The 15,228-nt window shown below is 64.0% G+C and carries 13 protein-coding genes, 1 tRNA gene and 2 pseudogenes; 9 read left to right on the top strand and 7 right to left on the bottom strand.

All coding sequences use genetic code 11. The features are described from left to right. Window positions 1-9: 9 nt before the first annotated feature. The 4 genes and pseudogenes from P5705_RS02735 to mqo all read left to right on the top strand — a co-directional run bounded on the left by P5705_RS02735 (window position 10) and on the right by mqo (window position 5,505). The gene (locus tag P5705_RS02735; protein ID WP_277459473.1) at window positions 10-1,773 is read left to right on the top strand and encodes an ABC transporter transmembrane domain-containing protein; all 1,764 of its coding nucleotides are present in this window, start codon (window positions 10-12) and stop codon (window positions 1,771-1,773) included. Window positions 1,774-1,964: 191 nt separating this feature from the next. Continuing rightward, window positions 1,965-2,648 (top strand): annotated as a pseudogene (locus P5705_RS26310) (methyl-accepting chemotaxis protein); the annotation flags it as partial. Window positions 2,649-2,813: 165 nt separating this feature from the next. Beyond that, window positions 2,814-3,581 carry a methyl-accepting chemotaxis protein gene (locus P5705_RS26305; RefSeq protein ID WP_420806628.1) on the top strand — a complete coding sequence of 256 codons (768 nt, stop codon included), beginning with the start codon at window positions 2,814-2,816 and terminating at the stop codon, window positions 3,579-3,581. Window positions 3,582-3,930: 349 nt separating this feature from the next. Further along, a complete protein-coding gene (gene mqo / locus P5705_RS02725; protein WP_277459471.1) occupies window positions 3,931-5,505 on the top strand; it encodes a malate dehydrogenase (quinone) in 1,575 nt (524 codons plus the stop codon). Between the two features lie 128 nt (window positions 5,506-5,633). Here mqo and P5705_RS02720 read toward each other — a convergent pair. Together P5705_RS02720 and P5705_RS02715 are read right to left on the bottom strand one after the other, a co-directional pair. After that, window positions 5,634-5,710: transfer RNA gene (locus P5705_RS02720), tRNA-Pro, on the bottom strand. An 80-nt stretch (window positions 5,711-5,790) separates the two neighbouring features. After that, window positions 5,791-6,012 carry a YgdI/YgdR family lipoprotein gene (locus P5705_RS02715; protein WP_011534841.1) on the bottom strand — a complete coding sequence of 74 codons (222 nt, stop codon included), beginning with the start codon at window positions 6,010-6,012 and terminating at the stop codon, window positions 5,791-5,793. Between the two features lie 169 nt (window positions 6,013-6,181). On the opposite strand from P5705_RS02715, the gene moaB reads away from it, so the two are divergent. Together moaB and P5705_RS02705 are read left to right on the top strand one after the other, a co-directional pair. Next, a complete protein-coding gene (gene moaB / locus P5705_RS02710) occupies window positions 6,182-6,721 on the top strand; it encodes a molybdenum cofactor biosynthesis protein B (protein ID WP_277459469.1) in 540 nt (179 codons plus the stop codon). 4 nt (window positions 6,722-6,725) lie between these two features. Next, window positions 6,726-7,931 carry a molybdopterin molybdotransferase MoeA gene (locus tag P5705_RS02705; RefSeq protein WP_277459633.1) on the top strand — a complete coding sequence of 402 codons (1,206 nt, stop codon included), beginning with the start codon at window positions 6,726-6,728 and terminating at the stop codon, window positions 7,929-7,931. Here the strand turns inward: P5705_RS02705 and P5705_RS02700 are convergent. Further along, a complete protein-coding gene (locus P5705_RS02700) occupies window positions 7,912-9,153 on the bottom strand; it encodes a glycosyltransferase family 4 protein (RefSeq protein WP_277459468.1) in 1,242 nt (413 codons plus the stop codon). The genes P5705_RS02705 and P5705_RS02700 overlap by 20 nt on opposite strands. A 51-nt stretch (window positions 9,154-9,204) precedes the next feature. After that, window positions 9,205-9,306 (bottom strand): annotated as a pseudogene (locus tag P5705_RS02695) (hypothetical protein); the annotation flags it as partial. Window positions 9,307-9,723: 417 nt separating this feature from the next. Here P5705_RS02695 and yegS point away from each other — a divergent pair. Beyond that, the gene (yegS, locus tag P5705_RS02690) at window positions 9,724-10,611 is read left to right on the top strand and encodes a lipid kinase YegS (protein ID WP_277459467.1); all 888 of its coding nucleotides are present in this window, start codon (window positions 9,724-9,726) and stop codon (window positions 10,609-10,611) included. Here yegS and P5705_RS02685 read toward each other — a convergent pair. The 3 genes from P5705_RS02685 to P5705_RS02675 all read right to left on the bottom strand — a co-directional run bounded on the left by P5705_RS02685 (window position 10,595) and on the right by P5705_RS02675 (window position 13,018). Beyond that, window positions 10,595-11,245, bottom strand: a complete 651-nt coding sequence (locus P5705_RS02685) for a response regulator (RefSeq protein WP_277459466.1) — start codon at window positions 11,243-11,245, stop codon at window positions 10,595-10,597. The genes yegS and P5705_RS02685 overlap by 17 nt on opposite strands. Further along, window positions 11,235-12,131, bottom strand: coding sequence for a sensor histidine kinase (locus P5705_RS02680; protein WP_277459464.1), 897 nt, complete (start codon window positions 12,129-12,131; stop codon window positions 11,235-11,237). The genes P5705_RS02685 and P5705_RS02680 overlap by 11 nt, the downstream gene beginning before the upstream one ends. 374 nt (window positions 12,132-12,505) lie before the next feature. Then, window positions 12,506-13,018, bottom strand: coding sequence for a histidine kinase (locus P5705_RS02675; protein WP_277459463.1), 513 nt, complete (start codon window positions 13,016-13,018; stop codon window positions 12,506-12,508). Between the two features lie 351 nt (window positions 13,019-13,369). Here P5705_RS02675 and P5705_RS02670 point away from each other — a divergent pair, with 351 nt between their 5' ends. Beyond that, complete coding sequence (locus P5705_RS02670; RefSeq protein WP_277459462.1) at window positions 13,370-14,305, top strand: chemotaxis protein CheV; 936 nt, start codon at window positions 13,370-13,372, stop codon at window positions 14,303-14,305. A gap of 63 nt (window positions 14,306-14,368) precedes the next feature. Further along, complete coding sequence (locus tag P5705_RS02665; RefSeq protein ID WP_277459461.1) at window positions 14,369-15,172, top strand: MOSC domain-containing protein; 804 nt, start codon at window positions 14,369-14,371, stop codon at window positions 15,170-15,172. The last annotated feature ends 56 nt before the right edge of the window (window positions 15,173-15,228 follow it).

Here is a 15,228-nt window from a genome sequence, read left to right as displayed (position 1 = left end):
ACGGTCGCCATGCCTGAAACGATTTCTTCCCGCCAACGCCGTGCCCTGCACCTGGGCTGGCAATTCATCCGCCCATACCGTCGCCAGGCCCTGCTGGCTTTGCTGGCGCTGGTGGTCACCGCCGGCATCACCTTGTCGATGGGGCAGGGTATTCGGTTGTTGGTCGACCAGGGCTTCATGACCCGCTCGCCCCACCAGCTCAACCAGACCATCGGTTTGTTCCTGCTGCTGGTGATGGCGCTGGCGGTCGGCACCTTCGCCCGCTTCTACCTGGTGTCATGGATCGGCGAGCGCTGCGTCGCCGATATCCGTCGAGTGGTGTTCGATCATCTGGTCAGCCTGCATCCCGGCTTTTTCGAGGATAACCGCAGCTCGGAAATCCAGTCTCGGTTGACCGCCGACACCACGCTGCTGCAATCGGTGATTGGCTCGTCGCTGTCGATGTTCCTGCGCAATGCCCTGATGGTGGTCGGGGGTGTGCTGCTGTTGTTCGTGACCAACCCCAAGCTCACCAGCATCGTGGTGTTGGCCCTGCCGCTGGTGCTGGCACCGATCCTGCTGTTCGGCCGACGGGTGCGCAGCCTGTCGCGCCAGAGCCAGGACCGGGTCGCCGATGTCGGCAGCTATGTCGCCGAAACCCTGGGCCAGATCAAGACCGTGCAGGCCTACAACCATGAAGCGCGTGACCGCCTGTTGTTCGCCGAGACCGTGGAGGCGGCGTTCGCTGTGGCGCGGCGGCGAATCGCCCAGCGTGCCTGGCTGATCACCCTGGTGATCGTGCTGGTGCTCGGCGCGGTGGGGGTGATGCTCTGGGTGGGCGGCATGGATGTGATCGCCGGGCGGATCTCTGGCGGTGAGCTGGCGGCGTTCGTGTTCTACAGCTTGATCGTCGGCAGCGCCTTCGGCACCTTGAGCGAAGTGATCGGCGAACTGCAACGGGCGGCGGGCGCCGCCGAGCGCATTGCTGAGCTGCTGGCCGCGCAGAGTGCGATCCTGCCGCCAGTCGAGGCGGGCTGCCTGCCGGGTGGGCGTGCCCGTGGTGCCATCGAGCTGCACGAGGTGCGTTTCGCCTACCCGTCACGCCCCTCGGCGGCGGCCGTGGATGGCCTGAGCCTGCGGGTTCAACCCGGACAGACGGTGGCCTTGGTCGGACCCTCTGGCGCCGGCAAGTCGACCCTGTTCGACCTGCTGTTGCGCTTCTACGACCCGCAGTCCGGCAGCATCCTGCTCGACGGCCAGCCTATCAGCACATTGTCGCCAGCCGAGCTACGTGCCCAGTTCGCCCTGGTCGCCCAGCAGCCCGCGCTGTTTCGTGGCACGGTGGAGGCCAACATTCGTTATGGCCGGCCCGAAGCCAGCCTGGCCGACGTCGAAGCCGCGGCGCGCAGTGCCCATGCTCACGAATTCATCGTGCAACTGCCCCAGGGCTACCAGACGCCACTGGGCGAGGGCGGTGGCGGCCTGTCCGGTGGGCAGCGCCAGCGCCTGGCGATTGCCCGGGCATTGTTGGTGAACGCCCCGGTCCTGCTGCTGGATGAGGCCACCAGCGCCCTCGATGCGCAAAGCGAACATTTGATCCAGCAGGCACTGCCACTGCTGATGGTCGGACGCACCACGCTGGTCATTGCCCATCGCCTGGCCACGGTGCAATATGCCGACCGTATCGCGGTGATCGACAAGGGCCGCTTGGTCGCCTTTGGTACACACCGCCAGTTGCTCGAGGACAGCCCGCTGTATGCCCGGCTGGCAGCGCTGCAATTCAATGGCAGGTGAGCTTGTCGCGAATTTGTAACATTTCTGTAGCAATTGCCTGAGACTATCTGGCTCAGCTGTTGCGTAAGTGCTCGACCTGGCTGCTATCGACCGATGGCGGCTTTTTTTTGGCCCGAGAACGAGGACAAGGATGCCTCTGCCGGCAGCGCTCGCGTGTGCCGTTTCCTTACTTCCTTGTTCCGAGATCCGCAATGTTGCGTAAATCCCTCAGAGTGCAAATTCTCTCCCTGCTTGGTGGCAGCCTGGTGGCGATCCTGCTGATCGCGCTGGTGTGCTTCCAGTTCCTGTCCTCCAGCGTGCGTGGCTATGCCGAGCTGGTTGACGGGCCGTTGCGTGCCTCGCAACTGATTGATGAAGCCAACCTGCAGTTCAAGATCCAGGTGCAGGAATGGAAGAACGTGCTGCTGCGCGGCCGCCAGCCGGCCGAGCTGGACAAGTACTGGCAGCAGTTCCAGGCGCGTGAGCAGCAGGTGCAGCAATTGCTGGGGCAACTGATCACCAATGGCGACCCGGCGCTCAAGGGCCGCCTGGAGCAACTCAAGGACAGCCATCGCCAGTTGGGCGCGGCCTATGAACAAGGGCGCCAGGCCTTCCTCGCCGCCGGTGGCGACCCCGTGGCAGGTGACCTGGCGGTCAAGGGCGTTGATCGCGCCACCAGTGACCAGATGAGCGCCTTGGTCGAGCAACTGCGGGCCGATGCCGGTAGTCGCGCCAGCGCCATCAGCGCCAGCGCCGAGCGCACTGTATGGCTGGGTGTGCTGGTGATGCTGGCCTCGGCGGTGCTTGTAGGTCTGTTCAGCCTGTGGCTGGTCAACCGCAGCCTGGTCGAGCCGATCCGTCAGCTCATCGAATACGTCGCCCAGCTCAGCCAGGGCCGCTTTGGCGCCCGGGTGCAAAGCAACCGCGAAGACGAACTGGGGCGGCTGGCGCTGGCGGCCAACACCCTGCGAGATTTTCTCGCCGACACCGTTGGCCGGCTCAAAGGCAACGCCGAAGAGCTGGAAAGCGCCAGCGGCCGGCTGCGCAATATTGCCGGCGACATGGCCCACGGTACCCAGGACCAGTTCCAGCGCACCGACCAGGTTGCCACCGCCATGCACGAAATGTCCGCCACGGCCCAGGAAGTGGCCCGCCATGCCGCTGAGGCGGCGCGTGCGGCGGACGATGCCGACCACAGTGCCCAGGCGGGTGATCGGGTGATGCAGCAGACCATCGATATCATTGCCTTGGTCAACCGCGAGATTGCTGGCACGGCTGCGGTGATCCGCCACCTGGAGAACGACAGCACGCGCATCGGCAAGGTGCTCGAGGTGATCCGTGGCATTGCCGAGCAGACCAACCTGCTGGCGCTCAACGCCGCCATCGAGGCCGCCCGCGCCGGCGAGGCCGGGCGCGGTTTCGCGGTGGTCGCCGACGAAGTGCGCAGCCTGGCCCAGCGCACCGCGGCGTCGATCGCCGAGATCCACCAGATCATCGAGGCCGTGCAGTCCGGCGCGGTGGAAGCGGTCAAGGCCATCGAAAGCGGCCAGCAACGCAGCGAGGAGGGTGCCGAGCAGGTGCAGCAGGCCGGGCAGATGCTGCAGCGCATCACCACCGCGGTGGAGGCGATCCGCGACATGAACCGGCAGATCGCCACGGCCGCCGAGGAGCAGACCAGCGTCGCCGAGGACATTTCCCGCAACCTGGTCGAGATCACCCGTATCGCCACGGCCAACCAGGAGGCGGTGCAGCATACCGAGCAGGCCGGGCAGCACCTGCATGGCTTGTCGGGGCAGTTGGGTGAAGTGACCGCGCGCCTCACTCGCTGACACTATCCCCTGTAGGAGCCAGCCTTGCTGGCGAACCAATGCGACACCGACGTCATGTCGATCGCCGGTTCGCCAGCAAGGCTGGCTCCTACAGGGAGCGGGGAATCCGCCAGATATTCATGTGCTTGGCGGATTACCGCCACCCCATGGGCCCGTGTGCAGCCCAGTCCCCGCATGGATACTGGCCCCGCCACACCTGGCACACTCCCTGCTTTACGGCGCTCCGGGCCACGGCCCGAGGCGATCGTGCCCCGATCCCGCAAGACTCCTGCGAACCAGAACAACAACATCCGGGCGTGCACACCGGGGGCAACGACTGCCAGTCCTTCACTTCAATTGGATTGAGCTAATGAAAAAACTCCTGCTGACGCTCCTGTGCCTGAGCGTCATCGGCTGCTCCAAGCCCTCGGAGCCGGAAAAGACCGTCGATGTCCTGCTGATCGGCGGCGGCATCATGAGCGCGAGCCTGGGGACCTACCTCACCGAGCTGGAACCGAACTGGACCGTTGACGTCTACGAGCGCATGGACCAGGTCGCCGAGGAAAGCTCCAACGCCTGGAACAACGCCGGCACCGGGCACTCGGCCTTCTGCGAGCTGAACTACACCAGTGTCGGTGCGGATGGCGGCATCGATATCAGCAAGGCGGTCAACGTCAACGAGCAGTTCGAGGTGTCCAAGCAGTTCTGGGCCTACCAGGTCGAACAGGGTGTGTTGAACAACCCACGTTCGTTCATCAACAACGTGCCGCACATGAGCTTCGTCTGGGGTGACGAGAACGTCGCATTCCTGCACAAGCGCGTCGAGGCCTTGCGCCACAGCTCGCTGTTCCGTGGCATGGAGATCTCCGAGGACCACGAGCAGATCCGCAAGTGGGTGCCGCTGGTGATGGAGGGGCGTGATCCGGGGCAGAAGGTCGCCGCCACCCACATGGCGATCGGAACCGACGTGAACTTCGGGGAGATCACCCGCCAGCTGTTCGCTTCGATGACCCGCAACCCTAACGTCAAGCTGCACCTGAGCCATGAAGTGCGCGATATCGCCCGCAACCAGGATGGTAGTTGGAACGTGGTGGTGGCCGACCTGGCCAACGGCGCAAAGCAGAGTGTGGTCAAGGCGAAGTTCGTGTTCATCGGCGCCGGTGGCGGCGCGCTCAAGCTGCTGCAGCAGTCCGGCATCCCGGAAGCCGAGGGCTACGCCGGCTTCCCGGTGGGTGGCCAGTTCCTGATGACCGACAACCCGGACCTGGTTGCCCGTCACAAGGCCAAGCTGTACGGCAAGGCTTCGGTCGGCGCGCCACCGATGTCGGTGCCGCACCTCGATACCCGGGTGATCGATGGCAAGGAGGTACTGCTGTTCGGCCCGTTCGCGACCTTCTCCACCAAGTACCTGAAGAACGGCTCGCTGCTGGACATGTTCGCCTCCCTGAACAGCCACAACCTCAGCCCGATGATGCATGCCGGCATCGACAACATCGACCTGAGCACCTACCTGATGGGCCAGTTGATGCTCAGCTTCGACGACCGCATGGCGGCGCTGCGCGAGTACTTCCCCAACGCCAAGAACGAAGACTGGAAACTGCTCCAGGCCGGGCAGCGCGTCCAGGTGATCAAGAAGGACCCTGAGCACGGCGGCGTGCTGCAGTTCGGTACCGAAGTGGTGGCCGCCCAGGATGGCAGCATTGCCGCGCTGCTGGGTGCCTCGCCAGGTGCCTCGACCGCTGCGCCGATCATGCTGAGCGTGCTGGAGAAGACTTTCAAGGATCGGATCAAGACGCCGGAGTGGCAGGCGAAGCTCAAAGAGATCGTGCCGACCTATGGGCGCAAGCTCAACAACGACCTGGTGCTGACCAACACGACCCGCGAGTGGAGCAGCGCGCGCCTGCAACTGCTGTACGTGCCGGTGTTGCCGGAAGCCGCGCACTGACACTACGTAGGAGCCGGCTTGCCGGCGAATCGGGTACAACCCCGTTCGCCGGCAAGCCGGCTCCTACGAAATCGTATTTTTGCGCAGGCAACAAAAAACCCGCTCGAGGCGGGTTTTTTTGAGGGGTTTGGTCGGAGAGACAGGATTCGAACCTGCGGCCTTCTCGTCCCGAACGAGACGCGCTACCTGGCTGCGCTACACTCCGATGGCCAAAATCCTACTGCATCGCTTTTTCTCACGCAACCCCTTGTTGCAAAAAGGGGTTATGAGAAAAAGCCGTGTCGATCACAGGTCCTTGACGGTGCGGACTTGATCTTTGTTGATGCGGGTGCGCTTGCCATCAAGCTGTTCGAACTCGTAGAAGCCGGAGTCTTCATCGTAGCTAGGGGTGTCCACCGCCTGGATCTCGCGGCCGTCGTTCAGGGTGATGACGGTGGGCGAGGAGCAGCCGGCAAGGGCGCCAAGGCCCAGGGCGAGCAGGAAGGCGGGAAGGGTCCGTTGGATCATCGTGTTTCTCCAGTGCGAGGGTGCTAGATAACATTGAGACGCAGGGCGTCCACGCAAGTTCCTTGAAAAGGGCAGCATAGCGCCATCGCAACGGGATTGACCAAGAACTACGGCGGGGCCGGCCTGTGATATAACAGCGCACATCCCTGTTCCCCTGCGACGTACCCTCATGAAAGCCAAGGCAGATACCCCTTTCGTGCCGCTGAACATTGCCGTGCTGACGGTCAGCGACACCCGTACCTTCGACACCGACACTTCTGGCCAGCTGTTCGTCGACCGCCTCACCGCGGCTGGTCACCAGCTTGCCGCGCGCGTGCTGCTCAAGGACGACCTGTACAAGATCCGCGCGCAGGTCGCCACCTGGATCGCCGACGAGCAGGTCCAGGTCGTGCTGGTTACCGGTGGCACCGGTTTTACCGGCCGTGACAGTACGCCGGAAGCCGTGGCGTGCCTGCTGGACAAGCAGGTGGAAGGCTTCGGCGAACTGTTCCGGCAGATCTCGGTGGCCGATATCGGCACCTCCACCATCCAGTCCCGTGCCCTGGCCGGCCTGGCCAACGGTACCCTGGTGTGCTGCCTGCCGGGCTCGACCAACGCAGTGCGCACCGGTTGGGACGGCATCCTGGCCGAGCAGCTCGACGCGCGTCATCGTCCATGCAACTTCGTGCCTCACCTCAAGCAGGCAGCGGCCTGCGACAGCCGTGGCTGAGGCCATGCAGGCCCGGCCACTGATGCCGGTGGAGGAGGCGCTGGAGCGTTTACTGGCGTTGGCCGAGGCCGCGCCGATCCGGCAGACTGAAACGGTCGACCTCGCGGTAGCCGAAGGCCGGGTGCTCGCCCAAGCGCTGGTGGCTGGGCTGGACCTCCCGCCCTGGCCGAACAGCGCCATGGATGGTTATGCCCTGCGCCTCGCGGACTGGCAGGGCGATCCGCTGCCGGTCAGCCAGCGGATCTTCGCCGGCCATGCGCCGGCGCCGCTGCAGCCGGGTACTTGCGCACGGATCTTCACGGGGGCGCCGCTGCCAGAGGGGGCCGACTGCGTCGAGATGCAGGAAAACACCGAGGTACTCGAGGATGGCCGGGTGCGTTTTCTCGAGTCGCTGGCCATCGAACAGAATGTGCGCCCCAAGGGGCAGGAAACCCGTGCCGGCGAGCAAGTGATGAGCGCCGGTACCCGGTTGGGGCCGATTCAGTTGGGGTTGGCCGCCACCCTCGGTTTCGCCCGGCTCGAAGTGGTGCGTCGCCCACGGGTGGCCGTGCTGTCGACGGGGGATGAACTGGTCGAGCCTGGTCTGCCGCTGGGTCCGGGGCAGATCTACAACAGCAACCGCAGGCTGCTGGTCAGTTGGTTGCAGCGCCTGGGCTGTGAAGTGGTGGATGCGGGCATCCTTGCCGATGACCTGGCGCGCACCCGTCAGTGCCTGGCCGGCCTGGGCGATGTCGACCTGATCCTTTCCACCGGTGGCGTTTCGGTCGGGGAGGCCGACTACCTGGGCATGGCCCTGCGCGAGGCCGGTGAGCTGGCGTTGTGGAAGCTGGCGATCAAGCCGGGCAAGCCGCTCACCTTCGGGCATTACCAGGGCGTTCCGGTCATTGGTTTGCCGGGCAATCCGGCGTCGACCCTGGTCACCTTCGGCCTGCTGACTCGCCCTTACTTGCTGCGCCGCCAGGGTGTGGCCGATGTCGCGCCGCTGCGCTTCAGTGTGCCGGCCGGTTTCGACTGGCCCAAACCGGGCGTTCGCCGGGAATACCTGCGTGCGCGTATCGAGGATGGCCGCGTGCGCATCTACAAGAACCAGAGTTCAGGCGTGCTGCGCAGTGCCGCCTGGGCCGAGGGCGTGGTGGAAGTGCGCGAGGGCAGTACGCCGCGACAAGGGGATCCGGTGCCTTTCATCCCCTTCAGCGAGCTGCTGGGCTAGCCCCGCCGAGGGCCGTCACGCCGGCTGTGGCCTGCTGGGTCAGGCGCATGTGCACGTTTTCCAGCTGCTGCGCGGCGACGCTCCAGTCATGGCGCTGGCGGGTGAACTGACGGCCAGCCTCGCCCAACTGCGACATGCGCCAGGGTTGGTTGAGCAGTTGGGTGACCAGCAGTGCCAGTTGGCCGCTGTCGTCGCTGCCCAGGTAGTGTTCGCCATTGTTGACCGCCAATCCTGACACGCCGCTGCTGGTGGTGATCACCGGCAGGCCGGCGGCCATGGCTTCGAGGATCTTCACCTTGGAGCCGCCCGCATGCCGCAGTGGGGCGAAGAACAGTGCCGAGCGCCGTTGCAGCTCGCGCAGGTCGGGTCGGTAGCCGACCCACTCGATGCGCGGGTCGTTCCAGTGCAGTTTCCAGCTGGCGGGCAGGGCGTGCCCGGCAATGGCCAGGCGCACTGCCGGGTTGCTCAGCCAGACCTGGGGCAGGATCTCCTCCAGCGCCCATTCGATGGCTTCGAGGTTGGCGCCGTATTCGAAATTGCCGACGAACAACAGGCGTTGGCTGTGCGGTGCGGGGCGAATGTCCTGGTAATGATCACAGTCCACCCCGCTGACCACCACATTGACCGGGCGCCCACTGATCTGTCCGATGAGGTCGGCGTCGTGAGGGTTGACTGCCACCACCTCGCTGGGCTGGCGCAGCACACGTTGCTCCCAGCGCCGGTAGCGCCAGCGATCGAAAGCGTTGAGTGGACGCAACCACAGGGGCAGGCGGTCGTGGCGGACAGCGCCCATCACCGATTCCAGGGTGTGTTCGCTGAGCATGAAGGGTAACCCGCGCGCCTGCAGGGCTTTCTCGAAGGGTTGGAAGCTGTAGCTGTGTTCGATCTGCACTACGTCCCAAGGTTCGTCCAGTAGTTGCTCGAAGCGGTGGCGCAGGCAGGGTGCGAGGCCATTGATGATTGCCCGCATGGGGTAGTCGATGATGGGCGAGGCGAGCAGGTTCAACGGGCTGTGCACAGGGCGCCTGGGCAGCACGATCAGGCGTTCCAGCCAGGGCTCCAGAGCCTCGCGCGCGGCCTCGCCCAGCGGAATTTTCGACTGCACCAGCAAGGTGATCCGGTGACCACGCTGCGCCAGTGCGCGCAGCAGATGGTATTGCCGGGTCTTGCTGCCGCTGGTCGTGGGCCAGGGCAGGTAGGGCAGTGTCCAGAGTATGCGCATGGCCCCGATTCCTCGTTGATGGCCCTGGAAGAAAAACGCGCCCGAGGGCAGTCAACCGAGAGCGGCTGCCGGGGCGCGTCCATGGATATCAGTAAAGCGCACGATGCCCTCTTCGCCCAGGTACTCGCCGCTTTGCAACTCGATCATCACCAGGCCGAACGCTTCGGTAATGAAGTCGAGGGCGAGTCGCGGTTGGTTGGCCTGGCGGTATTCGTCCTGGGGGCGGAAGTTGGGCATGGCCTTGCGGAAGACCGGCAACATTCGGGTGTCGGCGCCGTCGGCAATGATGCAGGGAATCGGTGCGCTCATAGTCAAAGCCTCGATATCAGATGTAGAGGGGCGGCGCGATGAAGGAAACACGACCTGTCAGGCATCGGGCAGCGGCAAGTCAATTAAATGACTTTTATGTGCATGCTTTTCCGTGATGGCCAAATATTTGTCACATGATGCACCCGATGCGTGGGGCTTTCAATGGCCATTGCGGGGCGCCTGATCGTTTTCCGACGCAGAGGAGTCATTCTCGAATTGCAGTGGTCGAGATAACCACAGGCCTTTTCATGGAGCACGACGATGGGCGAACGCAAGGCAATGCTGATCCTGCATGGCAAGCAGGCCACCAATGACGAAGTGCGCGCCGCAGTCGGCCAGTTGCGCGAGCGTGGGTGGGACCTGGATGTGCGCCTCACCTGGGAGGCCGGCGACGCCCGGCGCCTGGTGGATGAGGCGTTGGAGCAAGGCTATGTTCAGTTGGTGGCCGGCGGTGGCGACGGCACCCTGCGCGATGTGGCTGAAGCCATGGGGCTTGCCCGTACCCAGGCCAGCCTGGCACTGCTGCCGCTTGGCACTGCCAATGACTTCGCCAGGGCCGCCGGGGTGCCACTCGAGCCCGCCGCAGCCCTGGCCTTGCTGGAGGCGCCGGCACAGTCCATCGATCTGGGGCAGGTGGGGGATCAGTTGTTCCTGAACATGGCGACCGGTGGATTTGGCAGCCAGGTCACGGCCAACACCTCCGAAGACCTGAAAAAGGTGCTCGGGGCTGCAGCCTACCTGTTCACCGGGTTGTCGCGCTTCAGTGAGTTGCAGGCGGCCTCGGTGACGCTGCAGGGGCCAGGGTTCCACTGGCAAGGAGCGTTGCTGGCGCTGGGAATCGGCAATGGCCGGCAGGCGGGCGGCGGACACGTCTTGTGCCCGGATGCCAAGGTCGATGACGGTCTGTTGGATATCGGCATTCTTCCCGCGCCACAGGAAGTGGTGGGGGCCTTGCGCGGCTTGCTGGCGGGCGAGGAGTTGTTCGTGCGGGCGCGTCTGCCATGGGTCGAAATCAAATGTTCGCAGGGGTTGGATATCAACCTCGATGGCGAGCCGCTGCAGGCAGACAGCCTGCGCTTCGAGGCGCTGCCCGGCGCCTTGCGCCTGCACTTGCCGGCAGGCTCGCCATTGCTCAGTCGTCCAGGCTGATGATCCGTTCGCGCACGGCGAACAGCACAAGGCCTGCCACGTCGTAGATCTGCAGGCGCTTCATGATCTGCGAGCGGTGGGTCTCCACCGTCTTGATCGACAGGCCCAGGCCGCCGGCGATCTCCCGCGTGGACTTGCCGCGCACGATCAGGCGCAGGATTTCCAATTGGCGCGCGGTCAGGTGCTGGCGGTAATCGTTGCCGTTCTGTGCGCGTATCAGGGCCTGGTTGATCACGGTATGGGCGATCGCCGGGCTGAGGTAGCGTTCGTCGTTGCGCAGCGCCGTCAGGGCCTGCTCCAGTTCGCTGCCGGTGGTGTCCTTGAGCAGGTAACCATGGGCGCCGCTCTCCAGTGCGCGCATGATCAGGTCCGGATCGGTGTGCATGGAGAGGATCAGGACCTTGCAGGTGCAACCGTTTGCGCGCAATTGCGTAAGTGCGTCGAGCCCGCTGGTCGAGCGCATGGAAATGTCGAGCAGGACAATGTCGGGGTTCAGGCGCAACACATGGTCGAGGAGTTGGTCGCCATCCTCGGCTTCGCCAACCACGGCGTATCCGGGAATATCCGATACCAGTGAGCGGACCCCGGCGCGAATCAGGGAATGGTCGTCCACCAGCAGCAATCTACAGGTCATTGGAGGCAGGGGTCCTGGCGCGTTCCTGGCTGCGAGGCGGCCATGGGAACAAGGCGTTGATCTGGGTGCCCTCGTCGGGCCGGCTGGAGATGTGCAGGCTGCCTTGCAGTGCGGTCGCCCGCTCGAGCATGCCAGCCATGCCGCGTTGCCCGGCTTCGGCAGGGTCCGGGGCGGGCACGAAACCGCGACCGTCGTCCTGGATCGTCAGGGCGAGGCCGGAAGGCGTGCGTTGCAGGCGAATGACCAGGTTGCGGGCGCTGGCATGGCGCAGAATGTTGGTCACGGCTTCCTGGGTGATGCGAAAGGCCGCCATGGCCACGTCTTCGCTGATGCCGCCCAGGCGTTGGTGGCACTCCAGGCTCCAGTGCACGTCGCAGTTTTCCAGTGTGCGCAGCAGGTGGGCGCGCAGGCTGGCCTCCAGGCCCAGGCTGGCCAATTGCCGGGGGTTGAGGATGGCGGAAACGTCGCGCACGTTGCTCAACGTGTGGTCCAGGGTGCTGCGCAAGGTGCCACAGTGGGCCTGTAGTTCCGTTGGCACGCGGCGATGCAGCCAATCGACCTGCAGCTTGGCGGCGGTCAGGAGTTGGCCGATGTCGTCATGCAGTTCACGGCTCAGGCGTTGCCGTTCGCTTTCCTGCACCTTGAGCATCCGGTCGGCCAGTTCGGCGGGGCGCAAGCTGATGGAGCGTGCCCAATGGCGCAAATGCCAACCCACACCGATCATCGCCGCCAGCTGCAACAGCAGCAATTCGGTCGGCAGTGGTTGGCCGCGTAGATAGCACAGCAGGTTCGCTGTGAGCGAAACCACGCACAGCAGCGTGGTCGCCCATCGGAGCAGGACAGCTCTGGAGCGGCTACGCTGGAGAATCTTCAAGCGTGGAAGCATAGAGAGGGAGGCCACTGAGTTATTGCTGTTGGTGGGCATTGCACATGTCTGGCCAGAGCTTTGGCGTCCCGCTCTCAATAAAGCGCCGGGCACGCGTTCAATCGCCCACTATCCACGGTGCGCATGTTCGAATGTGCGCATGTTATCACTTTGGTCTGATTTGGTCGCGGGGGTGCAACTGCTTGAAACCTCTGAATTTCTGGGCTGGCGAGTAACGGAGGGGTGAAGGTGCAACTAGCAGAGTGCCAGTACTGAACAGCGCTTCCTTCTCTGTGAGTGCAACTAAGAATGCCCTCGCTAGAGCGCATTGAAGGCGCTCATGCAACTTTCACAAGTTGCTTGCGGTGATGCTAAGTTGCCGCGCGCTCAAGCGGTCAGTGATTGCAGTCTGGCGTGGTGGGCACGCCGTCGTTGTCGAATTCGTGGGTGTGCGGATGGGCGCAGAAGCGACCGACTTCCTGGCATGGTGCGCACAATTGCGCGGCGGGCTGCCCCAACGAGGTGGCCAAGTCGCTGAGCAGCAGGTGCTGCTCCTGCATATCCATGCCCAGGCGGCCCGTCAGAGGGTCGACCAGCTCCAGTTGCCAGGCCAGGAGTGTCAGGCAGGCGCCCAGTGCCGGCAGGGCTTCGCCACGCAGGTGGCGTTGATTGCATGCGGGGGCGAGCAATTGTTGCAGGGTGCGGGTGTAGTGGGCGACTTCGAGCAGGCCAAGCGAGTCCGCCCGGCGGGCCAGAAGGTCGAGGGTCTCCCCCAGGCACTGGCAGGCATCCGGGTCGTTGTCGATCAGTTCCAGGTGCTGCAGGCATTCCTGGGACTTCGTGAGCAGGTCTTGTGCATCCAGCAAAAAGTCCTGCAAGGCTGTGCTGTTCTGGGGCGTGCTGTCCATCATGACGCTCCAGCGTGCAGGGCTGGGGCAAGGGTTGGCCACACCGAGACGATCGCTAGCAAAAGCCTGACTCCGTTCATGCATTGAGAATGGCGTCACATTAATGGCTAATGGATATTGCGAACATCAGGTTGCACCCGATTGCCACTAGGGGTTTCCCTGATGTGGTTTCGGCGGGCTCGTTCGATGAGGGGGAGTAAGGCGGCAGGTGTGGCAGCAGTAAAGCATGATGGTAAAGTGATATCAATCGCTCTGCGCAGCTTTTTCCACCGGGGGTCAAGCTACGCGAGTATCCGCCGATACAAGGTGGATGCAATCATTTTTCCCGACTCAAGCCAGGGGGTTGTCCACATGGCCGGCATTCTCGACACGGTAGACCAACGTACGCAACTGGTAGGTGAGAACCGCCTGGAAATCCTCATGTTCCGCCTGGCGGGTCGGCAGCTGTTCGCCATCAACGTGTTCAAGGTCCAGGAAGTGCTGCAACTGCCGAAGCTGACCCTGATGCCGCAGCGTCACTCCTTCGTCTGTGGCGTGGTCAATCTGCGCGGCCAGACCTTGCCGGTGATCGATCTTTCCCAGGCCATCGGCATGCGCCCGCTGCAGCCCAGCCCCGACAGCACCATCATCGTGACCGAGTACAACCGCTCGGTGCAGGCGTTCCTGGTGGGCGGTGTCGACCGTATCGTCAACATGAACTGGGAATCGATCATGCCGCCGCCGACCAGTGCCGGTCGTCAGCATTACCTCACCGCGATCACCAAGGTCGACGAGAAGCTGGTCGAAATCATCGACGTGGAGAAAGTGCTGGCCGAGATCGTCCCCTACAGCGCCAAGGTTTCCCGTGACAAGCTGGAAGATCCGGTGCTGGCACGCGCCCGCGGCCGCGAGGTGCTGCTGGTGGACGACTCCAGCGTGGCGCTGGCGCAGTTGCGCGACACCCTGTCGCAACTGGGGGTGAAGCTGCATGTGGCCAGCGATGGCCTCAAGGCGTTGCGCCTGCTCAAGGGTTGGGCCGATGCGGGCGAGAATGTTTGCGAAAAGCTGCTGATGATATTCACCGATGCCGAAATGCCCGAGATGGACGGCTATCGCCTGACCACCGAGATCCGCAGCGACCCACGCCTGCGTGGTCTGTATGTGGTGCTGCACACCTCGTTGTCGGGCAGCTTCAACGAGTCCATGGTGAAGAAGGTCGGCTGTGACAACTTCCTCTCCAAGTTCCAGCCTGACCGGCTGGTGGATGTGGTGCGCCAGCGCTTGAGCATGGACAACGTCCCGGCTTGATGCCTGCACGCCTGCGCCGTCCGGTATAAGCTTGGGTTTTTCACGGGCGCAAGGCGGGCAAGGATGATTCTCAGTGCGTTGTATCGCTATCCGGTGAAGTCGGCGCAGGCCCAGAGTCTGCAGGCTTCACCCGTCGGTAACCTGGGGCTGGAGGGGGATCGGCGCTGGATGGTGGTGGAGGCGGAAAACGGCCGCTTCCTCACTCAGCGCGCCTGGCCACGGTTGGGTCAGGTCAAGGCTCTTCATGCGACAGATGGCGGGTTGCGGCTCGAGACGGCCGGGCTTGCGCCGTTGCAGGTGGCGCAGCCGGTTGCCGATGATGCCTTGCGTGGCGTAACGATCTGGCGTGACACCTTGCGCGTGCCCGATGCCGGTGATGCCGCCGCTGCCTGGTTGAGCGAGGTGCTTGGCAAGTCGGTGCGTCTGGTGCATTGCCCCGAACAGCGGGCACGCTACCTGCCCAGCGGTTACGGCTTGAACAGCGACCGTGCGGCCTTCCCCGATGGTTTTCCCCTGTTGCTCATTGGCCAGGCTTCGCTCGATGAACTGAGTCGACGCGTCGGGCGGTCCATGGAAATGCTGCGTTTTCGGCCGAACCTTGTTGTCGAGGGTGCAGAGGCGTTCGCCGAAGATGGTTGGAAGCGTATCCGCATCGGCGACATGACCTTCCGTGTACTCAAGCCAAGCGTGCGCTGCATCCTGACCACACTGGACCCGGCAACCGGCGAGCGCAGCCTGGACCGGGAGCCCCTGACCACCTTGAAGACTTTCCGCGAGCGGGAAGGGGATGTGCTGTTCGGCCAGAATCTGGCAGTGGACGGCGAGGGTGAGCTAAAGGTGGGGATGACCGTTCAGGTCATCGAGTAGGCCTGCGCCGTACCTGTAGGAGCGGCTTCAGCCGCGATGCGAACACCGCGGTGCCT

The organism is Pseudomonas entomophila, assembly GCF_029478665.1.
In the GTDB taxonomy this organism is placed as follows: Bacteria; Pseudomonadota; Gammaproteobacteria; order Pseudomonadales; family Pseudomonadaceae; genus Aquipseudomonas; species Aquipseudomonas entomophila_F.
Note: the sequence above shows the minus strand (reverse complement) of the source record. Positions and strands in the feature narration are given on the sequence as shown.